We start from the raw sequence: 22,590 nt of genomic DNA on the forward strand, positions 1-22,590 counted from the left end.
CTGCCGCATCTGCGCTATCACCCCCCGGCCATGGACATGCGCGCGGAGATCCGCCGGAAGGCGCTCGAGACCGGCTTCGATGCCGTCGGCTTCGCGCGCGCCCATCTCGGCCCCGAGGTGCGCGAACGCCTGATGCATTTCCTCGCCGCGGGTCGGCACGGCTCCATGGGATGGATGGAGGACCGCGCCGAGCAGCGCGCCCATCCCCGCGCCCTGTGGCCCGAGGCCCTGTCCGTCGTCGTGCTCGGCCAGAACTACGGGCCGGAGGACGACCCCTTAACGACGCTCAATCAGCGCGACCGGGCCACGGTCAGCGTCTATGCGCGCAACCGCGACTACCACGACCTGGTGAAGAAGCGGCTCAAGGTGCTCGGGCGCTGGATGGCCGAACGCTGGCCGGGCGCGGGCATCAAGGTCTTCGTCGACACCGCCCCGGTCGCCGAGAAGCCCCTCGCCCAGGCGGCGGGGATCGGCTGGCAGGGCAAGCACACCAACCTCGTCTCGCGCTCGCACGGGTCCTGGCTGTTCCTGGGCGAGGTCTTCACCACCCTCGACCTCGGGACGGAGGATGCGGAGACCGATCACTGCGGCTCCTGCCGCGCCTGCCTCGACATCTGCCCGACCGCGGCCTTCCCCGCGCCCTATGAACTCGACGCGCGGCGCTGCATCTCCTACCTGACGATCGAGCATCGCGGCCCGATCGACGCCGCGCTGCGGCCGCTGATGGGCAACCGCATCTATGGCTGCGACGACTGCCTGGCCGTCTGTCCGTGGAACAAGTTCGCGCAAGCGCACCGCGAACCCGCCTTCGCGCCGCGTGAGGCTTTGCGCGCCCCGTTGCTGGCGGACCTCGCCGCACTGGACGACGCGGCCTTCCGCGCGCTCTTCTCGGGCAGCCCGGTCAAGCGCATCGGACGGGACCGCTTCGTGCGCAACGTCATGATCGCAATCGGCAATTCGGGCGACGAGGCGCTGCGCGCGGTGGCGCAGGCCCGCGCGGAGGACGCCGATCCTGTGGTGGCGGAGGCCGCGCGCTGGGCGGCGGAGAGACTGGAGACAACGGCATGAGGGATGACGCGGCGCTGGTGCTGTTCTCCGGCGGGCAGGATTCCGCGACCTGCCTCGCCTGGGCGCTCGACCGCTACGGCCATGTCGAGACGCTCGGCTTCGACTACGGCCAGCGCCACGCGGTCGAACTCGAATGCCGCGCGGCCTTCCGCGCCGTCATCCCGACTATCGACGAAAATTGGGCCCGTCGCCTCGGCCCCGACCACACGCTGCGCCTCGCCGCTCTCGGCGAGGTGTCGGAGACCGCGCTGACGCGCGAGGCCGAGATCGCCATGGGCGCGGAAGGCCTGCCCAACACCTTCGTCCCCGGCCGGAACCTGCTGTTCCTGACGTTTGCGGCCACCCTCGCCTATCGCCGCGGCCTGCGCCGGATCGTCGCCGGCATGTGCGAGACGGATTATTCCGGCTACCCCGACTGCCGCAACGACACCATCAAGGCGCTGCAGGTGGCGCTGAACCTCGGCATGGAACGGCGCTTCGTGCTCGAGACGCCGCTGATGTGGCTGTCCAAGGGGCAGACCTGGCGGCTGGCCGAAAGCCTCGGCGGGCAGGACTTGGTGGCCGCGGTGGTCGAGCACACCCATACCTGCTATCTGGGCGACCGAACCCATCGCCACCCCTGGGGCTATGGCTGCGGCACCTGCCCGGCCTGCGAATTGCGTGCCCGGGGCTGGCATCACTACGCCTCGGAGCGGCTATGACCCTGTCCCCCCGCGCGGAGGGCTTCCTCGCGCTGATCGGCTTCGGCCTCTGCATTCCGGCGGCCAACTGGCTGATCGGCCATGCCGGCACCTATTGCGTGCCGAACGGTCCCTGCCTGGTGCCCGTCGCGCCGGGCGTCATGGCACCGTCCGGCGTGCTGATGATCGGCCTGGCGCTCGTCCTGCGGGACCTGGTGCAGCGCCGGCTCGGCGTGGGCTGGGCGGCGGGCGCGGTGCTGGCCGGCGCGGCGCTCTCGGCGCTGCTGGCGCCGCCGGCGCTGGTGATTGCCTCCGCCGTCGCCTTCCTGATGAGTGAATTCGCCGACCTCGCCGTCTACACCCCGCTGCAGAAGCGCGGCCTGGTGTTGGCGGTCGCGGCGAGTGGCGTGGTGGGGCTCGTGGTCGACAGCCTCGTCTTCCTCTACCTCGCCTTCGGCAGCCTCGACTTCCTCGCCGGCCAGGTGATCGGCAAGGCCTGGATGGTGCTGATCGCCCTGCCCTTCGTGCACCTGCTGCGCCGGCGCGACGAACGCCGCGGCGTCATGCCGGCCTGATGACGGCGGTCCTGGCCCTCGTCTAGGCTCGACGGGCGCAAACGGCAGCAGGTCAGCATGAGCCTTCCCAGGATCCGGCGTCGCACGATGGCGCTGATGCCCCTCGCGGCGGCCCTGCTGGCCGGCTGCATGCCGCCGACGCCGCCCGCCCCGCCGCCCTCGGCGGCCGAACCGCCGCCCGCGCTGCCCGCCCTGGGCAGCATCGCCGCCAATGGGACGGTGCAACTGGTCGACATCGCCACCCGCCAGGTGCTGGTGCGGATGGCTGGCGGCGGGACGCTCTATGTCACGCCGCCGGAGGATTTTCGCGGCTTCGGCGGCCTGCAGCCCGGCACGCGCGTCTTGGTGGAATACGATTCGCGCGGCGTGGGCCATGTCGCCCCGGCGACGCGCCGCGGCAGCCGGGACCGCGTCCGCGCCACCATCCGCGAGATCCAGCGCGGCGGACAGCACATCGACCTCGTCAGCGCCCAGGGCACCACCCAGATCTTCGAGGTCCCCGACCGCAGCATGATGGCCTTCGTCACCCGCCTGCGGGCGGGTGACGAGGTCGCGATCACGGTGCGCGACCAGCCCTGACCGCCGCCCCCCGCCGCGCGGCGCTTGCACCCCCTCGTCGGGGGGGCTTTGCCCCGAGGGCCTGACGCCGTAGCCTTCGCCCATCCGATGCAACAGCAACGCCCGCGGAAGGGCGGCGGCCGCCGGCATGGCGCGCTGCAAGGGGATGGAAGGCAGGAATGACAGACATCCGTTATCTGGCGCCGAGCACGCTCGATGAGGCGGTTCGCGCCTTCGCGGCGGCCTCGGGCGCCGCGCGCATCCTCGCCGGCGGGACCGACCTGCTGGTGCAGATGCGTGCCGGGATCGCCAAGCCCGGCACCATCATCGACATCAAGAAGATCCCGGAACTGACGGCGATCGAGGATCTCGGCGGCGGCGCCTACCGCATCGGCGCCGCGGTCTCCGGCGCCGTGCTCGCCGAGCACCCGACCTTCGGCAAGGCCTGGCCGGGCGTGCTGGAAGCGGTGAACCTGATCGGGTCGAAGCAGGTGCAGGGCCGCGCCTCGCCTGGCGGCAACCTGTGCAATGGCTCGCCCGCCGGCGACAGCGTGCCGGCCATGGTCGCCGCGGGCGCCGTCGTGACCATCCAGGGCCCGAACGGCCGGCGCGAGCTGCCGGTCGAGAAGGTCCCGGCCGGCCCCGGCCGCACCAACCTCGCCCCGGGGGAGATCGTCGTCGCCTTCACGCTGCCGCAGCGGCCGAAGGGCTCGGGCGATGCCTATCTGCGCATGATCCCGCGCACCGAGATGGACATCGCGGTGGTCGGCATGGGCGTGAACCTGACGATGGAAGGCGGTGTGGTGAAGGCCGCGCGCGTCGGTCTCGGCGCGGTGGCGCCGACCGTGCTGCTGGTCGAGGACGCGGCCAAGGCGCTGATCGGCACCAAGCTCGACGACACGGCGCTGGAAGCCGCGGCGGCCGCCTGCCGTGCCGCCTGCAAGCCCATCAACGACAAGCGCGGCACCATCGCGTACCGCATCAAGGTGGCCGGCGTGCTGCTCAAGCGCACCGCCGCGATCGCGGCGCGCCGCGCCGGAGGGAACTGAGCCCATGTCCAAGATCCACGTTTCCACCAGCGTCAACGGGGAACCGGTCGAGTTCCTCTGCGACGCCTCCGCCTCGATGCTCGATGCGCTGCGCGGGCCGCTCGGCCTGACCGGCACGAAGGAAGGCTGCGGCACCGGCGACTGCGGCGCCTGCTCGATCACCGTCGACGGCCGCCTGGTCTGCGCCTGCCTGATGCTCGCGGTCGAATCCGAAGGGCATGAGATCGCCACCATCGAGGGCATGGCCCAGGGCGAGACGCTGCACCCGCTGCAGCGCAAGTTCCTCGAGATGGCGGCACTGCAGTGCGGCATCTGCACGCCGGGCGTGCTGATCTCGGCCCGCGCGCTGCTCGAGAAGAACCCCGACCCGACGGAGGAGGAGGTTCGCTTCGGCCTGGCCGGCAACCTCTGCCGCTGCACCGGCTACGACAAGATCGTGCGCGCCGTTCTGGAAACGGCCGCTGAGATGCGGGAGACCGTGCGATGAATGACATGACGAACAAGTGGATCGGCCAGCGCACGATCCGCCCCGACGGCGCCGACAAGGTGACGGGCCGCGCGCAGTACAGCGCGGACTTCGCCATGCCCGGCATGATCCACGCCAAGATGCTGCGCAGCCCTCATGCCCATGCGCGCATCCGCGGCATCGACACCTCCAAGGCCGAGGCCCTGCCCGGCGTGAAGGCCGTCGTCACGGCGAAGGACGTGGTCGACTTCCCGCTCGACAAGTCCGTGATGCTCGGCATCCAGGACATGCGCTGGATGTGCCGCAACGTGATGGCGCGCGAGAAGGCGCTGTTCCACGGCCATCCGGTCGCCGCCGTCGCCGCGATCAACGAGGAGGTGGCGGCCGCCGCCTGCGCGCTGATCGAGGTCGACTACGAGGTCCTGCCCCACGTCATCGAGATCGAGGACGCGATCAAGCCCGACGCGCCGATCCTGCATGAGTGGAACACGTTCGAGGGCAAGCCGTCCAACATCGCCGGCACGATGGTGCTGAAGACCGGCGACGTGGAGAAGGGCTTCGCCGAGGCGGACGTCGTCATCGAGCGGACCTTCACCTCGCGCCCCGTGCACCAGGGCTACATCGAGCCCCACGCCTGCACGGTGTCCTACGCCGCCGACGGGCGCGTGACGATCTGGTCGTCCTCGCAGGGCCAGTTCATGGTCCGGGCGATGACCTCGCTGCTCACGGGCGTGCCCCAGAGCAACATCCGCGCGATCCCCGCCGAGATCGGCGGCGGCTTCGGCGCCAAGACGATCGTCTACCTCGAGCCGATCGCGGTCCTGCTGTCGAAGAAGTCCGGCCGCCCGGTGAAGATGGTGATGACGCGCGAGGAGGTGCAGCGCGCGACCGGCCCGGCGCCGGGCTCGCTGTCCACCGTCAAGATCGGCGCGAAGAAGGACGGCAGCATCGTCGCCGCGCAGGGGACCTTCTACCTGCAGGCGGGCGGGCTGCCCGGTTCGCCGCTGCGCGGGCCGGTCGGCTGCTCCTTCGCGGCCTATGCCATCCCGAACGTGCTCTCGGTCGGCTACGACGTGGTGTCGAACCGCTCCAAGGTCGCGGCCTACCGCGCCCCGGGCGCGCCGCTCGGCGCCTTCGCGACCGAATGCGTGCTGGACGAGATCGCCGAGAAGCTCGGCCTCGACCCGCTCGAGATGCGCCTGAAGAACAGTGCCAAGGCCGGCGACAAGGCGATCTACGGCCCGGTCTTCGGCGAGGTCACCTTCAAGGAGACGGTGGAGTCCATCCTCCATCACCCGCACTACAAGGCACCGCTCGACAAGAACCCCGCCCCGGGCGTCAAGCGCGGCCGCGGCGTCGCGTCGGGCTTCTGGTACAACGCCGGCGGTGAATCCTCGGTCCAGGTGAACATCACCGAGGACGGCAACGTCGTCGTCACCACCGGCCATCCGGATGTCGGCGGGTCGCGCGCCTCCATCGCCAACGTCGTCGCCGAGCTGCTCGGGATCGATCATTCCCGCGTCTCGGTGCTGATCGGCGACACGATGACGATCGGCTTCTCCAACCTCACCGGCGGCAGCCGCGTCACCTTCGCCTCGGCGATGGTCGCGACCGCGTCGACCGAGAAGGTGATCGGCCAGCTCAAGGAACGCGCCGGCAAGATCTGGGGCATCGACGCCGAGGCCATCAAGTGGGAGGACGGCATGGCGCTGCCGGCCGGTGACAATGCCGGCAAGTTCCCCCCGCTCTCGCTCAAGGAGCTTGCCGCCAAGGCGAACGAGATGGGCGGGCCGATCGGCACCCAGGTCCAGCTCAACACCACCGGCGCCGACCCCGGCTTCGCCACGCATTGCGTGGATGTCGAGGTGGACGTCGACCTCGGCATCGTCCGCGTGCTCCGCTACACGGCGGCGCAGGATGTCGGCCGCGCGCTGCACCCCGGCTATGTCGAAGGCCAGATCCAGGGCGGCGTGGTGCAGGGCATCGGCTGGGCGCTGTCGGAGGAATACCTCTACGACAAGAACGGCCGCGTCGATAACGCGTCCTTCCTCGACTACCGCATGCCGGTCTGCTCGGACGTCCCGATGATCGATCCGGTGGTGATCGAGATCCCGAACCCGAAGCACCCGCAGGGCGTGCGCGGCGTGGGCGAGGCGCCGATCGTGCCGCCGCTCGCGGCCATCGCGAACGCCGTCCATGACGCGCTCGGCAAGCGGTTCTACGCGCTGCCGATGTCGCCGCCGCGCGTCTCGGAGCGTCTCGAGCAGCCGTAAGGCGCTCGGCTCGCCGGGGGAGGCAGCCCCTCCCCCGGCCCCCGCGCGGTCAGTCCGCGCGGATGTTGTTCTCGCGCACCACCGCGCCCCACTTCGCCACTTCGCGCTGCAGGAAGGTCGCCAGGCCCGCCGGGTCGGACATGACGAGGCGCGCCTGCTGCGTGTCCTCCATGGTCCGCCGCACGTTCGGGTCCTGCAGGGATTCCTTGAGCGCGGCGTTCATGCGCGCCACCGCGTCCTGCGGCGTGCCGTGCGGGGCGAAGACGCCCCACCAGGCCTCGGCCTCGAGCCCCGGGATGCCGGCTTCGGCAACCGTCGGCAGGTCCGACAGCGCGGGCAGGCGCTGCGGGCCGAACTGGGCGAAGGTCCGCAGCGTGCCGCTGCGCGCATGCGGGTGCACCACGGCCGCCGAGCCGATCATCATGTCGACATGGCCGGCCACGGTGTCGTTCACGGCAAGGCCGCCGCTGCGATAGGGCAGATGCGTCATGCGGGTGTCGGTCCGGCCCTGCAGCAGCACCATGGTCAGGTGCCCGATGGTGCCGTTGCCGGTCGACCCGTAGGACACGCCGTCCGGCTGTGCCTTGGCGCGGCTGACCACGTCAGTGATCGAGCGGAACGGCTTGTCCGGCTTGCAGGCGAGAACATAGGGCGCGCCGCCGATCAGCATGACCGGATCGAGGTCGCGATCCGGGTCGAAGGGCAGTTGCGGCAGCAGCGCCTTCAGCGTCGCATGGCTGTCGAAGGTCAGCAGCCAGGTCTGGCCGTCGGGCCGCGCCTTGGCCACAGCATCGGTGCCGATGGATCCGGCCGCACCGGCGCGGTTGTCCACCACGACGGGCGCGCCGAGGCGCTGCGTCAGCCCCGGTGCGACGAGGCGCGCGACGGCGTCGGTCGATCCGCCCGGCGCGAAGGGCACGACGATGCGGATGGCGGCACCCTGGGCGCGCACGGCGGGCGCGGCGAGTGCTGCGCCGGCGGCGCCCATCAGGACGCGGCGGGTGATGTGGGACATTGGATCGTCTCCCCGGTTGGTCTTGCCGCAGTGATGCGACCGACCGGGGCGCGGGGCAACCCCCTCAGGCGAGGTCGGGCAGGTCGAGCACGGAAGGATGGAAGAGCGCCTCGGGCTCGATCTCCTGCGCGGCGAGGCCATCGGCCACGGCGTAGCGGATCATCGCCGCGATCTCGTCGCGGTTGCGCCGGAAGCCATACGGCCAGGGATTGCCGCCCATGCCGGCGATCTGCGCCTCGGCCTCGGCGGCGATCCAGGGTAGCGAGACCCGCAGCACGTTGACCAGGCGGAGTTCGTCGACCGAGGCCTTCTTCGCCGCGGCGAAGGCGCGGAACAGCTCGACCGGCAGCCAGGGATGGCGTTCCACCACGTCCTTCCGCACGGCGAGGCAATGCATGATCGGGAAGAAGCCGGTCGCCTTGAACCAGGCCTGTTCCTCGGCCCGCGTATCGGGCCAGAGCCGATCGACCGGCGCCGAGCGGTCGAGGTAACAACGCGGCGGGCGCGGGCCAATGAGCGCATCGATCTCGCCCGCTTCCAGCGCCGCTTCCAGGTCGCGCCCCAGCGGCTTCACATCGAAGCCCTCCGGCAGCGTGATGGCGACGCGTTCGCCGCCGGTGCGCCAGGCGATGGACTTCGTGTCGACGCCATAGTGCTCGCGGAGGAAGCCGCGCACCCAGAGCGCCGCCGTCTGCTGGTATTCCGGCAGGCCGATGGTCCGGCCCGCGAGGTCGGCGGCCGAGCGGATGCCGCGGTCCGTGCGGACATAGACCGCCGAATGGCGGAAGGCGCGCGAGAGGAAGACAGGCACGCCGACATAGGGGCTGTCGCCGCGCGCGGTCGTCACGATGTGGCTGCCCATCGACAGTTCGGAGATGTCGAAGGCGCGGTCGCGCAGGGCGCGGCGGAAGATGTCCTCGGGTTCCCCGGGCAGGAAGGTGATGTCGCAGCCGGGGACGCGGAAGCGGCCGTCCATCAGGGGCCGCGTGCGGTCCGAGGAAGTGCAGGCGAGGGTCAGGCTGATCATGCTGAGGCGAGAGTGTCCGGCGTGAAGGGCATCGCGCGCGGCCGGATGCCGAGCGCGTCGTGGATGGCGTTGGCGATGGCAGCGACGGCGGGTGCGAGGGAAGCCTCCCCCGCGCCGAGCGGCTTTTCCTCGGGGCGCGGGATCAGCCGCGTCTCCACCGTCGGCACTTCGGAGAAACGAAGGATAGGGTAATCCTCCCACCGCGTGCTGGTGACGGTGCGGCGGTCGAAGGCAACCTGCTCCTTCAACGCCATCGAGACGCCGTGGATGGCCCCTCCCTCATACTGGTTGACGACGCCGTCGGGGTTGATGACCTCCCCCACATCGGCGGCGATCCAGAGCCGGCGGCAGACGACGCGGTCCAGCGCCTCGATCTCGGCGGCCACGGCGCAATAGGCGCCGGTGTGCTTGTAGCGGGCATAGGCTAGGCCCAGGCCGAAGCCTTCCCGCTTCGCGCGCCCGCGCCAGCCGCACATCTCCGCGGCCAGCGCCAGCACGTCGCGGCCGCGCGGATCGTCCAGGTGGCGCAGGCGGAAGTCGAGCGCGTCCTCGCCGGTCATGGCGGCGAGGTCCTCCATCACGGATTCGATCGCGAGAACATTCACGGGCGCGCCGAGCCCCCGCAGCGCCGAACAGCGCAGCGGCATCTCGGCGATCCGCTTCAACCCGATCGTCATACGCGGGATGCGGTAAGCCGGGATGGCGTTGCGCTGCGCCCCACCGCCGGAGGCCAGCGGCGGATTGATCGCGTTCGGGATCCGCCGCGGCGGGTCCATGTATTCGACGGCCAGCAGCGTCGGGTTCGGATCGCGGCCGGGGCGCGAGGAATGGCCGTGGCTGATGACCTCCTCCCGCCAGGTCGCGATGTTCCCGGCGGCATCGAGCCCTGCCTCGATCTCCACCACCATCGCCGAGGAGACCGGTCCCCAGCCGAGTTCCTCGGCGCGCGACCACAGCAGCCGCACGGGCCGCCCCGGAACCGCGCGCGCGGCGAGCGCGGCATCCAGTGCCACGTCGTCCGCCCCGTTGTGCCCGTAGCAGCCCGCCCCTTCCATGTGGCGGACGAGGATCGCCTCGTCAGTCATCCGCAGCGCCTTCGCGAGGTCGGCACGCAGGTTGTAGACCCCCTGGGTGTGGCTCCAGACCTCGAGCGTCCCATTCTGCCAGCGCGCCACGGCGCAGGAGGTGCCGACCGAGGCATGGGTGACGTAGGGGCGGAAGAAGGTCGCGCGGATCGTCCGCGTCGCCTCCCCGGCAGCCTCGTCGCGCTCGGCGATGACGGCGTGATCGCCGGGCGCGGCACGCAGCCAGTCGGCCAGCGCGCCGGGGTCGGGCAGCGTGTCGGTGGCCTGCCAGCTGGCGCGTGCCGCGAGCCGTTCGGCCACGCGCTCCGCGTCATGTTCGCTGCCCGCGACCACCGCGAGGAAGGACCCGTCGCGCGCGATCACCACGCCTTCGGGCAGCGCTCCCTCGCGCAAGTCGACCAGACGTGCCTGGCGGGCCGGCGGCCGCACCACGCGGGCATGCAGCATCCCCGGCAGGCGCAGGTCGTGCACGAAGCGCGGCGCGCCGAACACCTTGTCCGGCAGGTCGATCCGCGCCGCCGAGGTCCCGGCGATGCGCCGTTCACGCGGCGGCTTCGGCCGCGCATCGACCGGCGCCTCGCAGGCCAGCAGCGCCGCATCCGCCTGCGCCCAGTAGGACCCTATTGCGCGGCCGTCCGGCGCGAGGAAAGCGCCGTCCTCGATGCGCAGTGCCTCGACCGGCACGCCGCTGCGCTGGGCGGCGACCTGCAGGTGGATCGCGCGCGCCGCGGCCGAGACGTGCCGCAGCGCCATGCCGCTGTCCTGGACCGAGAGGCTGCCGGAGGTGACGCCTTCATTCGGGCTATCCGGCGTCGCGGCCGCCTGCAGGCGCACGCGCGCCATGGCGACGTCGAGTTCCTCGGCGACGATCTGCGCGAGCGCCGTCAGGATCCCCTGCCCCAGTTCGACCTTGCCCGGCGTGACGACGACATGGCCGGCGGCGTCGAAGGCCAGCCAGCGATCGAGGCGCGGATTGGTCGCGAGGTTCCCCGGCAGCTTCCCCGGCGGGGCCGCGCGGCGGTCGAGGTCGCTCATGCCCGCATCTCCGCCGCCGCGCGCTGCACCGCGCGGATGATCCGGTTGTGACTGCCGCAGCGGCACAGATGCGGGTCGAGCGCCGCACGGATCGCCGCATCGTCCGGATCAGGCTCGCGCGCCAGCAGCGCGGACGCCGCGACGATGATGCCCGACAGGCAGAAGCCGCATTGCCCGGCCTGTTCCGCCAACAGCGCGGTTTGCAGCGGATGCGGCGCGTCGGGCGAGCCGAGCCCCTCCACCGTCGTGACGCTGCGCCCCGCGACCGACGACGCTGCGATGGCGCAGGCATAGGCGGGCGCGCCGTCGACCAGCACGGCGCAGGCGCCGCATTGTTCCGCGCCGCACCCATAGCGTGGGCCGGACAGGCCAAGCGCGCCGCGCAGGACATGCAGCAGCGCCTCGTCCTCCGCCGCCTCCACCGACACCGGCTGTCCGTTCAGGGTGAAGGCGACCATGGCGGCCTCAATTCGCCTGGATGCCGGCGATGCGGATGCCCTCGGCCTGGCGGGCGATGTCCTCGCGCAGGAAGCGGTCGAAGGCGGCGACGTCCATCGGATTGACCAGGGCCCCGGCGCGCTGCTGCGCCTCCCGCGTCGCGGGCAGGCCCATGATGCGGTTGACCTCGGCGTTCAGCCGTTCGCGGATCGGCATGGGCGTCGCGGCCGGCGCCATCAGGCCAAGCCAGATGCTGGCTTCGTAGCCCGGCAGAACTTCGGCGACGGTCGGAACGTCCGGCAGCAGCGGGCTGCGCTGCGGGCCGGTCGTCGCCAGCGCACGCACGCGACCGCCGCGCGCCTGCTCGGCCATGGTCGGGATGGCGTCGAACATCATCGGCACCTGGCCGGCGATCAACGCGGTGCGCGCCTCGTTCGAGCCGCGGAAGGGAATATGCGTGATCTCGATGCCCGCCATGGCGCGGAACACCTCGCCCGCGACATGATACGGCGTGCCAGGACCCGAGGAGGCGTAGTCGACCTTCCCCGGATTGGCCTTGGCATAGCCGATCAACTCCTGCACCGAATTCGCCGGCAGCGACGGATGCACCACCAGCACATGGTGCGCGACATTGATGAAGGCGACGGCCGAGAGGTCCCGCATCAGCACGTAGGGACGGTTCGGCAGCAGCGTCTCGTTCGCCGTATGGGTGTTCGACATCAGCAGCAGCGTGTGCCCGTCCGGGGCCGCCTTCACGACCGCATCGGCGCCGATGGTCCCCCCCGCGCCGGGCCGGTTCTCGATCACCACGGGCTGGCCGAGCGACAGGGCCAGCGGCTCTGCCAGGAATCGCCCGGCCACATCCGCCGAACCGCCCAGCCCGAAGGGCACGATCACGCGGATCGGCCGCGACGGCCAGGCCTGCGCCGACGCGCCGCGTGCCACGAAACCCGCCGAAAGCGCCCCGAGCGCGAGCGCCGACCGCCGTCCGATCATTCCTGAACCCTCCGTCCCTCACGGCCAATTGTGGGCGGCCGGCGGGTGGGCGCAAGGGTCAGCCCGGCACCCAGTCCGGCGCCGGCATGGCGCGGTAGGCTTCCCGCAGGCTGTTCGACCAGCCTTCGCGCACCAGCCGGAAATAGGGCTCGTCCTCGGTGATACGCTTGCGCAGCGCCACCACCTGCGTATTGGCGCGATAGACCAGAAGGTCGAGCGGCATGCCGACCGTCAGGTTCGACCGCAGCGTCGAATCCATGCTGATCAACGCGAGCTTCACCCCGTCGACCAGCGTCGTGTCCGGCGTCACCGCGCGGTCGAGGATCGGCTTGCCATACTTGTGCTCGCCGATCTGGAGGAAGGGGGTGTCCTCGGTCGCCTCGATGAAGTTGCCGGCGGCGTAGATCATGAACAGCCGCTGCGGCTGCCCGCCGATCTGTCCCCCCAGCAGCAGCGCAACGTCGAAGGCGATGCCCTGGGCGCGCAGGGTCGGTCCGTCGGTGTCGAACACGGCCCGCACCGCGGCGCCCACCAGCTGTGCGGCACGGAACATGGTCGGCACGTCGCGCAGCGTATGGGTCTGGCCCTCGAGCCAGACGCCCTCCACGAGCCGGTTCCACACCGCCTGGCTGATGGCGAGGTTGCCGGCCGACAGCAGCGCGACCATGCGCTCCCCCGGCACTTCCTCGACATGCATCTTGCCGAAGGTGGAGATGTGGTCGACGCCCGCATTGGTGCGGGTGTCGGACAGCAACACGAGGCCCTCGTTCAGGTAGAGCCCCACGCAATACGTCATGGCGCGCCTCCGCGGCGCTCAGGCCTGCAGGTAGAAGTCCTGGATCTGCCGCCCGAGTTCGAGGTTCCGGTCGATGGTCGCGGTGAGGAAGTCGTGCAACCCGCCGGCCATGATATCCGCGATCCGCCCGAAGCGCAGCCGGGCGTGCATCTCGCCCGCCAGGCGATGGCATTCGCCCTTCCGCCCGCCATGGGAGGCGGCGATGCCGTCCAGGGTCTCCTCGATGCGGCCGTAGCAGGCGACCATCGATCGCGGCAGTTCCGGGCGCAGGATCAGCAGTTCCGCGATCCGCCGGGATTCCAGCCGCGAATGGTAGACCCAGTGATAGGCGCGCAGCGCGGAGACCGACCGCAGGATTGCCTGCCACTGCAGGTAGCCGACCGCGCCATCCTCCTCCGTCCCGCCCAGGGCGTGGTGATGCACGTCGAGCACGCGCGCGGTGTTGTCCGCGCGTTCGAGCATCGTGCCCAGGCGGACGAAGCGCCAGGCCTCGTCCCGCAGCATGGTATCGGCATAGGCGCCGTTGAACAGGACGGTGCGGCTCTTCACCCAATCGAGGAAGGCCGGGAGGTTGTCGGTCGCGAAGGTCTGCTCCGTGCTGCGGCGCGCCTCGGACCAGGTCTCGTTCACGGCTTCCCACATGTCGACCGTCAGCGCTGTGCGGACCTGGCGGCCATTGCGCCGCGCCGCCTCGATGCAGGAGATGATCGAGGAGGAGTTGGACGGATCGGCGGCGAGGTAGCGGACGACCGTTTCCTGCGTCGCCTCCTGCCCCGTCTCGCGGAAGCCGGGCTCGCAGCCCGAGGCGATGAGCAGCGCCCGCCAGGCACTGTCGCGCTGGGCGACGTCGCGGGTCAGGCTCGCCATGCGCAGCGCGACCTGCAGGCCGCGCGCGTTGTTGCCGGCACGCTCGATGTAGCGGCCGAGCCAATAGAGGCTGTCTGCGGTGCGGCTCAGCATCAGCCTGCCTCCCCCGCCGGCCTGGCGATGTCCGCGGGGTCGTCCTCGAGCACCCAGGTGTCCTTGGTGCCGCCGCCCTGGGAAGAGTTCACCACCAGCGAACCCTCGCGCAGCGCGACGCGGGTCAGCCCGCCGGGGACGATCCGTACCTCCTTCCCGCAGAGCACGAAGGGGCGCAGGTCGACATGGCGGGGCGCGATGCCCTTCTCGACCAGCGTCGGCACGGTCGACAGGGCGAGCGTCGGCTGGGCGATGTACTCGGCGGGCTTGGCCTTGATGCGCGCGGCGAATTCGGCGCGCTGCTCGGCGGTGCTGTGCGGGCCCACCAGCATGCCGTAGCCGCCCGAGCCGTGCGTCAGCTTCACCACCAGCTCGTCGAGGTGGTCGAGCACATAGGCGCGATCCTCGTCCCGCTCGCACAGGTAGGTCGGCACGTTGGACAGCATCGGCTCCTCGCCGAGGTAGAAGCGCACCATCTCGGGCACATACGGGTAGATCGCCTTGTCGTCGGCGATGCCGCCGCCCGGCGCGTTCGCCAGCGTGACGTTGCCCTTCTTGTAGGCCGCCATCAGCCCCGGCACGCCGAGCACGCTTTCCGGCCGGAAGACCTTCGGGTCCAGGTAGTCGTCGTCGATGCGGCGGTAGATCACGTCGACGCGCTGCGACCCGGTCGTGGTCCGCATGTAGACCACGTCGTCCTCGACAAACAGGTCCGGACCCTCGACCACCTCCACGCCCATCTCGTCGGCGAGGAAGCAGTGTTCGTAATAGGCACTGTTGTAGGAACCCGGCGTGAGGATCGCGACGCGCGGCAGGCCGCGGCAGTTGGGCGGGGCGACCGATTTCAACGTCTCGAGCAGTTCCTCGGGGTAATGCCCGACCGGCGCGATGCGGTGCCGCGCGAAGAGGTCGGGGAAGAGGCGCAGCATCGCCTCCCGTCCCTCCAGCATGTAGGACACGCCCGAGGGCGTGCGGCAATTGTCCTCGAGCACCCAGAAATCGCCCGGCCCCGTGCGCACCACGTCGATGCCGGCGATATGGGTGTAGACGCCCCCGGGCGGGACGAAGCCCTGCATCTCGGGGCGGAAGGCCTCGTTCTCCCGCACCAGGGCGGCGGGGATCTTGCCGGCCTTGACGATCTCCTGCGCGCCATAGACGTCGAGGAGAAAGAGGTTCAGCGCCTTCACCCGCTGCACCAGGCCGCGCGACAGGGCATCCCATTCGGCACGCGCGAGGATGCGGGGGATGATGTCGAAGGGGATCAGCCGCTCCGGGTCGCCGCCCTCGCCATAGACGGCGAAGGTGATGCCGATCCGCTTGAACAGCAGCTCGGCCTCCCGGCGTCGTCGTTCCAGCGCCCCCTGGGGCGTGGCCGCGAGCCAGCGGGCAATCTCCGCATAGGGGCCGCGGACGAGGCCGTCGGCCGACATTTCATCGAAGGCGGGGGTCGTCGTGGTCACCTGCGCGTGGTCCTCCGTCTGCGAGCCTCGCCGGGCGGGGCCCCTCAGCGCAAGCCCGGCAAGGCTATCCGATCGCGCGCGCAGACGGCACCTGCTCATTATCCGGGCGCGGCGTGCCCCCTTATGGGCAAGGCGCTCCCCGCCTATCCTCCGGCCGACACGCCGGAGGACCCGCATGAACGACGCAGCCCTGACCACCGCAGCCGATGCCATCGCCGCCGCCTTCGCCGGCGCCGGGACCAGGCGGCTCTACGGCGTGCCGGGGGGCGGGTCGAGCCTCGACCTCATCGCGGCGGCCAAGGCACAGGGGCTCGACTTCGTCCTGGCCCGCCACGAATCCTCCGCGGTGATCATGGCGGCGACCGAGGCCGAGCTGTCCGGCACGCCGGGCTTCGCGCTCTGCACCCGCGGCCCGGGCGTGGGTAATGCGGCGAACGGGATGGCGCATGCCGCGCTCGACCGCGCGCCGGTGGTGCTGCTGGCCGACGGCTTCGCGGCGCCGGAGCGCGCCTACGCGACGCACCAGTATTTCGACCAGGCGGCGATGCTCGCCCCGGTGACCAAGGCACAGCTGTCGGTCGGCCAGATGGCGGCGGACGAGGCCGCGCATCGCGCGATCGAGGCTGCCCTCGCCGCCCCGCGCGGTGCGGCGCTGATCGAACTGACGGGCCGCGCCGCGCGCCAGCCCGCGGCCCTGCCGGCCGCCCTGTCCCGCCCCGCCGCGCCGCGGCCCGATTCCGCCGCCATCGCCGCAGCGCGCAAGGTGCTGGCCGGCGCACGGCGTCCCGTCGTCGTCGCGGGGCTCGAGGCGCTCGAGGCGGCGGCGGAAATCCGCGCCCTCGTCGCCGCGCTCGGCTGCCCGGCGCTCGTCACCTACAAGGCGAAGGGCGTGGTCGCGGATGCCGATCCGCATTTCGCCGGCGTCTTCACCTGCGGCGCGGCGGAAGGCCCGGTCATGGACCGCGCGGATGCCATCCTGCTGGTGGGCGCCGACCCGGTGGAATTCATCTCCAAGCCCTGGCGCTGGTCCGTGCCGGTGATCGAGCTCGCCACCGCGCCGCGCGCCCTGCCCTACACCACGCCGGCGGCGGCGGTTTCGGGGGCGCTCGCCCCGGCGGTCGCGGCGCTGGCCGAGGGCGCGGCGCGCTCCGATTGGACCGCGGCCGAGATCGCGGCGCTGCGCGAGGGCTGGCTGGCCGCGCTCGCCAACGATCCGAAGCGAGGCGCCGGGATCGGTCCGCAGCGCGTCGTCGAGATCGCGCAGGAGGCCTGCCGCAAGGCCGGCTTCGATCCGCGCGTCGCGGTCGATGCCGGCGCGCACATGTTCCCCGCGACGACGTACTGGCAATGCTCGCGGCCGGGCGACCTGCTGATCTCGAACGGGCTCGCCACCATGGGCTTCGCGCTGCCGGCCGCCCTCGCCGCGGCGCTCTACGACCCGGCGCGCGGGGCGCTCGCCTTCACCGGCGATGGCGGGCTGCTGATGGGGCTCGGCGAGCTCGCGACGGCCGCGGTGCAGGGCGCGCATGTCGTCGTCATCGCCTTCAACGACGCGACGCTCTCGCTGATCGACATCAAGAAGGATGCGCGGGACCTGCATGACGGCGCGCTCGGCTGGCCGCGGGCGGACCTCGCGGGGGTGATGCGCTCGCTGGGCGGCATCGGCCTCAGCGCGGCGACGGAGGCCGAATACGCCGCCGCCCTCGCCGAGGCCTGCGCGGCCAAGGGCCCCGTGCTGATCGACGTCGCCGTCGATCCGTCCGGCTATCCGGCACAGATCAAGGCGCTGCGGGGTTGACCGCCCTGCTGCGCCGTCGGCTGCCGCTGCTCGCCGCGCTCGCGCTGCCCGTGCGGGCGGCGCAGGCGCTCGAGGAGCGGGCGGCGACGCAGCTTCTCTTCAGCCAGACGGCGGATGGCGGGCGCGGCGAGATGGCCTGCTCCGCCTTCAAGGCCTGGGGGCCGGACGCCGATGGCATCTTCGTCGTGGTCGTGCCGGATGGCCAGGACATCCGGGTCGCGCTGATGCGCGACGGCGAGGGCGGCGCGCCGCAGGTCGTGGCCGGGCCTGTCACCGTCGAACCCCTCACCATCGACCCGCTCTGGTCCTGCCTGATCGACATCGACGACCTCGCGCCGCTCGGCGGGCAGCGGGTGATCGCGGTGCGCCTCTCCAATTCCTACACCTCGACCGGCCGCAGCACCTCGACCGAGGCGCTGCACCTGCTGGTCCGCGACGGCACGGCGCTGCGGCCGATCTTCGCGAGCCTGCTCCGCGCCGCGCACAGCGAGACCGGCCCCCGCGGCCAGCGCACGGGATGGGAGCGGCGCTGGCGCGTCGTGCCGGGCGGCGGCCGGCCCGGCGGCATGCCCGACCTCGTCGTGCGGGACGTACGCAACAACGCGCCCGTCAGCCGTCATCGCTGGACCGGCGAGGCCTATGCCCCGCCGGTCTTCGACCGCACGCCGCCGCTCGGCCCGGGCTGAGACCCGCTACAGCGCCGGCACCCGCGCGTGCCAGTCGGTGTCCCGCTGGAAGGCGTCGGCGACCATCAGGGCACGGGCCTCGGCGAAGGGGCGCGCCGTGATCTGCATCCCAACGGGCAGGCCGCGATCGTCGAAGCCGCAGGGGATGCTCACCGTCGGCAGGCCCAGATAGTTGAAGGGCCGGGTATTCGCCGACACCGCCATGTGCCGTGCCCAGTTCGCCTCCGGGTCGGCGTCGATGTCGGTCTCGGCGAGCGTCGGCACGCGCATGCGCAGCGTCGGCGTGGCGACGATGTGATGCCCCGCGAAGGCCTCGGCGCAGAACTGCCGCAGCAGCGGCCCGCGGCGGGACAGCGCTTCGAGGTAGTGGGTCCCGGGGATCGCGTAGCCGCCATAGAGCCGCCCCGAGAGATGGACGGAGTAGTCGCCCGGATGCTCGCGCATCCAGTTGGCGTGGATGGTGGCAGCCTCCACCCGGCTGACCACCGCGACATAGGTGCCGATCGCCCGAAGCGACGAACAGGACACCCGCGTGACCGTCGCGCCTCGCGACTTCAGCACCTCGAGCGCGGCCTCGAAGGTCGCGACCACGATGGGATCGGCGCTCTCGAAGAACCATTCCCGCGGCACGGCGACGGAAAGGCCGCGCAGGTCGTCGGTCAGCGCCGCCTCGTAATCCGGCACCGGTTCCGGCGCGCTGGTCGGGTCGAGCGGATCCTTCCCCGAGATCACGCCCATGATCCGCGCCGAATCGCGCGCCGTGCGCGTCAGCGGCCCGACATTGTCCATCGAGAAGGAGAGCGGCATCACCCCGGTGCGCGGCACCCGCGTCTGCGTGCCCTTGATGCCCGTCACGCCGCAGATCGAGGCCGGCAGGCGGATCGACCCGCCGGTGTCGGACCCGAGCGCGGCCGCGAAGAACCGCGCGGCGACGCCCGCACCCGATCCCGAGGAAGACCCGCCCGTGCAATAGGGCAGGTTCCACGGATTGTGGCAGTCGCCGTGATGCGCATTGTGCCCGGTCGGGTTCTGCGCGAACTCGGCCATGTTCAGCGTGCCCATGTCGATGGCACCCGCTGCATCGAGGCGCCGCAGCACGGTCGCCGTCACCGAAGGCACGAAGTCGCGGCGGATCGCTGACCCGCAGGTCGAGACCCGGCCCGCGCGGTAGTACATGTCCTTGTGCATCATCGGCACGCCGGCGAGCGGGCCGAGCGCGGCCCCCGCGGCGCGCGCCTTGTCCTGCGCGGCAGCGGCGGCGAGCGCCTCCTCGCGGTCGAGGCGGACGACGCTGTTCACCTCCGCGTCGAAGGCGTCGATGCGGGCGAGGCAGGCGCGGACCATGGCCTCGGCCGTTGCCTCGCCCTTGGCGAAGGCATCGGCGGCCTCGGTGACCGACAACAGGGCGAGGTCGCTCATGCCTCCGGCTCCGCCTCGGCGCGCAGCGCGGCCTCGAAGGTGGCGGGCTCGTCCTCGAAGACCATCGTGCCGCGCAGCGCCTCGAACTCCTTGATCAGGGCGCAGAAATCCTCGAGGCCGCGGCGGCCGGCCTCGTTGGGGCACTGCACGCCGGTCCAGAGGCCGATCGCCTCCTCGATCTGCGGGACGGGGTCGGTCGCCATGCGGTCGTTCTCCTCAATCGCGGGGCGCGGCAGAGTCCCCGGGCGCAGGTTTGCAAACCCCGTGCCCGGCTGGCAGCCTCAATCGAACGAAACAGGAAACGCCGCCATGAAGATCGTCGACATCCGGGCCTTCCCGACCTCCTTCCCGCTGCCGCAGGGCGGACCGCGCCTCGGCATCGGCCAGGCGATCAAGCGCGACGCGGTGATGGTGAAGGTCATCACGGAGGACGGCATCGTCGGATGGGGCGAAAGCCATCACGGCCGCGCGCACACCGCCATCGCGAAGCTGATCGAGACGACGCTGCGCAGCCTCATCCTCGGCATGGATGCCTTCGACACCACGGGCATCAACGCGCGCATCTACAAGTACCAGCTGGCGAGCCACGGCATGGGTGCCGCCTGCGCCATGGCGATGTCGGGCATCGACATGGCGCTGTGGGACGCCAAGGGGAAGGCGCTGAACCTGCCGCTGTACAAGCTGCTCGGCGGAGCGGCGCGGCCGGTCGCGGCCTATGCCGGGGGCGTGGCGCTCGGCTACCAGGACCCCGCGGCGCTGATCGACGAGGCGGCACCGCATATCGAGGCCGGCTACAAGGCGGTGAAGCTGCGCGTCGGGGACACGGTGAAGGACGACGTGGCGCGCATGGAAGCGGTCCGCGACGCCTTCGGCCACGACCTCGCCATCCTGACCGACGCCAACATCGGCTACTCGATCGACCAAGTGCGCCAGGTGATGCCGGAGATGGACCGGCTCAACATCGGCTGGCTGGAGGAACCCTTCCCCGCCCACGACCACCATCTCTATGCGCAGGCGCGCGGCTACGGCGCGACGCCGCTCGCCGCCGGGGAGAACCATTTCACCCGCTTCGAATTCACCCGCGTGCTCGAGGACGGCGTGATCACCATCTGGCAGCCCGACCTGTCGAAATGCGGCGGCATCACCGAGGCTCTGCGGATCGCCGGCATGGCCTCCGCCTTCAAGATCCCGGTTAACCCGCATTCCTCGATGACCGGGGTGAACCAGGCGGCCTCGATCCACTTCCTCGCCGCCATCGAGAATGCCGGCTACTTCGAGGCCGACATCTCCAAGGCCAACAAGTTCCGCGACGAGCTCGGCAGCACGCCCTGGACGATCGGCGCCGACGGCAACGTCCTGCCGAACCGGACGCCGGGCATCGGCGTCGAGATCGACGAGGCCTTCCTCGAGGCGCATCCGCCCATCGAGGGGCCGGGCTACGTCTGATGCCTGGCCTCGGCCAGCGCCGCGGCGTGTTCCATCACCTGGCGCCCGGCGCGGTTCCAGGTGGTGATGCCGCCCACCAGGATGCACTGGACCAGCCCCTCGGCGAGTTCCGGCAGCGTCAGCCCCTGGCGGAGCGCGTTGCCGGCGTGGACCTTCGCCCCGTCCACCGCGCCCACCAGCACGTCGAGCAGGACGAGGATCAGTTCCTTGGTCTTGATGTCGAGCGCCCCGCCCTGGTCCGGCGCGCGCATCGCGGCCTCGCGGAGCAGGCCGTAGCCGGCGAAGGCGCCCGGCGCGTGCTGCAGCAGCAGGCGGAAGGCGTCGGGGACGCGGCCGGTCGTCGCCTCGAAATTCGCGATGCCGCGCGCGACCGCGGCCTCCAGTACCTCATCGGCCATGGCTGATCCCCCTCATCCGGCCGCAAGCCTGGGCGCGGCGGCCGTACCGGGTCAACCGGCGGCGGCGAGGATGTCCTGCGGCGCCAGGATCCGGCGGAGCGCGAAGCCGGCGGGGGGTTCCGGCCGGAAGACCGCGACCCCGTTCTCGGGGAATTCCTGCTGCGCGACCGACCGGCCGAGCACCATCGCCAGTTTCTGGATGTGCCCGACCAGCAGCGTGTTGGTCCCCGGCGCCGGCGGCGCAGCCAGCGCCCGCCGCAGTCCCGCGACGGCGGCCGGGATGTCGGCGGTGTAGTCGTCTGCGACCAGGTCCATCGTGACCTCGACCGGCTGTCCGCGCGCGATGATCGCGGCGGTGTCGGAAGCACGGAACACCGGGCTCGACCGCACGAGCCCGATCGGGATGCCGAGGCGCGCGATGGCGTCGGATACCTCCCCCGCCAGCCGAACGCCGGCGGCCGAGAGGTTCCGCTGCCCAGCCCCGTCCCCGAGCCGACCGGTGTCGACCTGGCTGCGGTCGGTGACGCCGTGGCGCATGTAGAGCACGAAGCCTCCGCGCCGCAGCTCCGCCACCCAATCCGGCACGGCGGCCGCGGCCGGCGTGGCCACCAGCAGCGCAAGTGCGCGTCGCGGCAGGCGCATCTCAGGCAATTTCCCGGATCAGCTTGGCCCGCATCGCCCGCGCGAAATCCTGCCGCGTCTCGGCGGCGATGACGAAGGCGCCGGGGCCGCCGATCACCTCGCGCTCATAGGTCGCGCGCAGGGCTTCGCCGCGACGCGTGACGGGCGCCACCTCGATGGCAAGGCCATTGACCGTGATGCCGGCGGCGACGGCGCGGTCGCGCGCCTCGGGCGCCGGCAGGATCGATCGCATGTCGGGCCCGTCGCCGGCGACGTCGATCACCTTCTCCTCGGCGCGGAAGGGTGCTGCGGCGATCAGGGCCGTGGCATGCGCGATGGCGTCCCCGATGGCGTTGTAGGACTGGCGGGATCGCGGCGCGTCACGGATCGCCGCGGCCAGGGCAGCCGCCGAGGCCGCGTCGCGCACCGCCATCCAGTCCACCACCGTCGCTGCGCCGCCAGGGCTGCCCCATTCGACCATCGCCACCGCGATGGCCTGCCGCGGCTGGGAGGCGATGGCCGCCAGCACGGCCGGGTGCGTGACGGATTCCGCGAGGCCCTCCCGCTGGAGCTGGAACTCGTCCGCATCGATGGAGCCCGAGGCATCCATCGCGAGGACCAGCAGCAGGTCGACCTCGGGCGTCGCCTCAGCGGCGGAGAGGCCGGGCGCAATCACGCCCGGCAGGCCCAACACCGCCCGGCGCGGCATGGCGTATCGTTTCATGACCGGTCACATGGCGC

At 71.5% G+C, this 22,590-nt stretch carries 23 protein-coding genes; 10 read left to right on the forward strand and 13 right to left on the reverse strand.

Annotation, left to right across the window (positions count from 1 at the left end; all coding sequences use genetic code 11):
• The first annotated feature begins 30 nt into the window (after nt 1–30).
• The 7 genes from queG (at nt 31) to GWK15_RS02735 (ending at nt 6,669) form a co-directional block, all read left to right on the forward strand.
• Nucleotides 31–1,068, forward strand: a complete 1,038-nt coding sequence (queG, locus tag GWK15_RS02705) for a tRNA epoxyqueuosine(34) reductase QueG (protein ID WP_209441976.1) — start codon at nt 31–33, stop codon at nt 1,066–1,068.
• Nucleotides 1,065–1,769: a 7-cyano-7-deazaguanine synthase QueC gene (queC, locus tag GWK15_RS02710; RefSeq protein WP_168038795.1), complete on the forward strand. Its 705-nt coding sequence runs from the start codon at nt 1,065–1,067 to the stop codon at nt 1,767–1,769. The genes queG and queC overlap by 4 nt, the downstream gene beginning before the upstream one ends.
• Nucleotides 1,766–2,323, forward strand: a complete 558-nt coding sequence (locus GWK15_RS02715; protein ID WP_168038797.1) for a VUT family protein — start codon at nt 1,766–1,768, stop codon at nt 2,321–2,323. Before queC ends, GWK15_RS02715 begins: the two co-directional genes overlap by 4 nt.
• Before the next feature lie 87 nt (nt 2,324–2,410).
• Nucleotides 2,411–2,902 carry a hypothetical protein gene (locus tag GWK15_RS02720; protein WP_168038799.1) on the forward strand — a complete coding sequence of 164 codons (492 nt, stop codon included), beginning with the start codon at nt 2,411–2,413 and terminating at the stop codon, nt 2,900–2,902.
• Between the two features lie 158 nt (nt 2,903–3,060).
• The gene (locus GWK15_RS02725; protein ID WP_209441977.1) at nt 3,061–3,930 is read left to right on the forward strand and encodes an FAD binding domain-containing protein; all 870 of its coding nucleotides are present in this window, start codon (nt 3,061–3,063) and stop codon (nt 3,928–3,930) included.
• Between the two features lie 4 nt (nt 3,931–3,934).
• A complete protein-coding gene (locus GWK15_RS02730) occupies nt 3,935–4,417 on the forward strand; it encodes a (2Fe-2S)-binding protein (RefSeq protein ID WP_168038801.1) in 483 nt (160 codons plus the stop codon).
• Nucleotides 4,414–6,669, forward strand: coding sequence for a xanthine dehydrogenase family protein molybdopterin-binding subunit (locus GWK15_RS02735; RefSeq protein ID WP_168038803.1), 2,256 nt, complete (start codon nt 4,414–4,416; stop codon nt 6,667–6,669). Before GWK15_RS02730 ends, GWK15_RS02735 begins: the two co-directional genes overlap by 4 nt.
• A 49-nt stretch (nt 6,670–6,718) precedes the next feature.
• Here the strand turns inward: GWK15_RS02735 and GWK15_RS02740 are convergent, their stop codons facing one another.
• The 8 genes from GWK15_RS02740 to GWK15_RS02775 form a co-directional block, all read right to left on the reverse strand.
• The gene (locus GWK15_RS02740) at nt 6,719–7,684 is read right to left on the reverse strand and encodes a tripartite tricarboxylate transporter substrate binding protein (protein ID WP_209441978.1); all 966 of its coding nucleotides are present in this window, start codon (nt 7,682–7,684) and stop codon (nt 6,719–6,721) included.
• A 64-nt stretch (nt 7,685–7,748) separates the two neighbouring features.
• Complete coding sequence (locus GWK15_RS02745) at nt 7,749–8,711, reverse strand: substrate-binding domain-containing protein (protein WP_168038805.1); 963 nt, start codon at nt 8,709–8,711, stop codon at nt 7,749–7,751.
• Complete coding sequence (locus GWK15_RS02750) at nt 8,708–10,831, reverse strand: molybdopterin cofactor-binding domain-containing protein (protein WP_168038807.1); 2,124 nt, start codon at nt 10,829–10,831, stop codon at nt 8,708–8,710. The genes GWK15_RS02745 and GWK15_RS02750 overlap by 4 nt, the downstream gene beginning before the upstream one ends.
• Nucleotides 10,828–11,289, reverse strand: coding sequence for a (2Fe-2S)-binding protein (locus GWK15_RS02755; protein ID WP_168038809.1), 462 nt, complete (start codon nt 11,287–11,289; stop codon nt 10,828–10,830). The genes GWK15_RS02750 and GWK15_RS02755 overlap by 4 nt, the downstream gene beginning before the upstream one ends.
• 7 nt (nt 11,290–11,296) lie before the next feature.
• Nucleotides 11,297–12,265 carry a Bug family tripartite tricarboxylate transporter substrate binding protein gene (locus GWK15_RS02760; RefSeq protein WP_168038811.1) on the reverse strand — a complete coding sequence of 323 codons (969 nt, stop codon included), beginning with the start codon at nt 12,263–12,265 and terminating at the stop codon, nt 11,297–11,299.
• 58 nt (nt 12,266–12,323) lie between these two features.
• The gene (locus tag GWK15_RS02765) at nt 12,324–13,061 is read right to left on the reverse strand and encodes a proteasome-type protease (protein WP_168038813.1); all 738 of its coding nucleotides are present in this window, start codon (nt 13,059–13,061) and stop codon (nt 12,324–12,326) included.
• Between the two features lie 18 nt (nt 13,062–13,079).
• Nucleotides 13,080–14,021 carry an alpha-E domain-containing protein gene (locus tag GWK15_RS02770; RefSeq protein ID WP_168038815.1) on the reverse strand — a complete coding sequence of 314 codons (942 nt, stop codon included), beginning with the start codon at nt 14,019–14,021 and terminating at the stop codon, nt 13,080–13,082.
• Nucleotides 14,021–15,481, reverse strand: coding sequence for a circularly permuted type 2 ATP-grasp protein (locus GWK15_RS02775; RefSeq protein WP_456306828.1), 1,461 nt, complete (start codon nt 15,479–15,481; stop codon nt 14,021–14,023). Before GWK15_RS02775 ends, GWK15_RS02770 begins: the two co-directional genes overlap by 1 nt.
• Before the next feature lie 175 nt (nt 15,482–15,656).
• Here GWK15_RS02775 and GWK15_RS02780 point away from each other — a divergent pair, with 175 nt between their 5' ends.
• On the forward strand, nt 15,657–17,279 hold the full coding sequence (locus GWK15_RS02780) for a thiamine pyrophosphate-dependent enzyme (RefSeq protein ID WP_168038817.1): 1,623 nt from the start codon (nt 15,657–15,659) through the stop codon (nt 17,277–17,279).
• Nucleotides 17,276–17,965, forward strand: coding sequence for a hypothetical protein (locus tag GWK15_RS02785; protein WP_168038819.1), 690 nt, complete (start codon nt 17,276–17,278; stop codon nt 17,963–17,965). Before GWK15_RS02780 ends, GWK15_RS02785 begins: the two co-directional genes overlap by 4 nt.
• A gap of 6 nt (nt 17,966–17,971) precedes the next feature.
• On the opposite strand, the gene GWK15_RS02790 is transcribed toward GWK15_RS02785, so the two are convergent.
• Both GWK15_RS02790 and GWK15_RS02795 read right to left on the reverse strand, forming a co-directional pair.
• Nucleotides 17,972–19,384, reverse strand: a complete 1,413-nt coding sequence (locus tag GWK15_RS02790; RefSeq protein WP_168038821.1) for an amidase — start codon at nt 19,382–19,384, stop codon at nt 17,972–17,974.
• Entirely contained in the window at nt 19,381–19,587 is a 207-nt protein-coding gene (locus GWK15_RS02795; RefSeq protein ID WP_168038823.1) for a hypothetical protein, read from the reverse strand. The genes GWK15_RS02790 and GWK15_RS02795 overlap by 4 nt, the downstream gene beginning before the upstream one ends.
• Nucleotides 19,588–19,693: 106 nt before the next feature.
• On the opposite strand from GWK15_RS02795, the gene GWK15_RS02800 reads away from it, so the two are divergent.
• Entirely contained in the window at nt 19,694–20,830 is a 1,137-nt protein-coding gene (locus GWK15_RS02800) for a mandelate racemase/muconate lactonizing enzyme family protein (protein WP_168038825.1), read from the forward strand.
• Here the strand turns inward: GWK15_RS02800 and GWK15_RS02805 are convergent.
• From GWK15_RS02805 to GWK15_RS02815, 3 genes are read right to left on the reverse strand one after another with little or no spacing between them, the layout of a single operon-like run.
• Nucleotides 20,821–21,228 carry a carboxymuconolactone decarboxylase family protein gene (locus GWK15_RS02805; RefSeq protein ID WP_168038827.1) on the reverse strand — a complete coding sequence of 136 codons (408 nt, stop codon included), beginning with the start codon at nt 21,226–21,228 and terminating at the stop codon, nt 20,821–20,823. The genes GWK15_RS02800 and GWK15_RS02805 overlap by 10 nt on opposite strands.
• Before the next feature lie 51 nt (nt 21,229–21,279).
• Nucleotides 21,280–21,870: a histidine phosphatase family protein gene (locus GWK15_RS02810; RefSeq protein ID WP_168038829.1), complete on the reverse strand. Its 591-nt coding sequence runs from the start codon at nt 21,868–21,870 to the stop codon at nt 21,280–21,282.
• A 1-nt stretch (nt 21,871) separates the two neighbouring features.
• Complete coding sequence (locus tag GWK15_RS02815) at nt 21,872–22,573, reverse strand: DUF1194 domain-containing protein (protein WP_245211386.1); 702 nt, start codon at nt 22,571–22,573, stop codon at nt 21,872–21,874.
• Nucleotides 22,574–22,590: the final 17 nt, after the last annotated feature.

The sequence above is a fragment of the Neoroseomonas oryzicola genome, assembly GCF_012163135.1.
GTDB lineage: Bacteria > Pseudomonadota > Alphaproteobacteria > Acetobacterales > Acetobacteraceae > Neoroseomonas > Neoroseomonas oryzicola.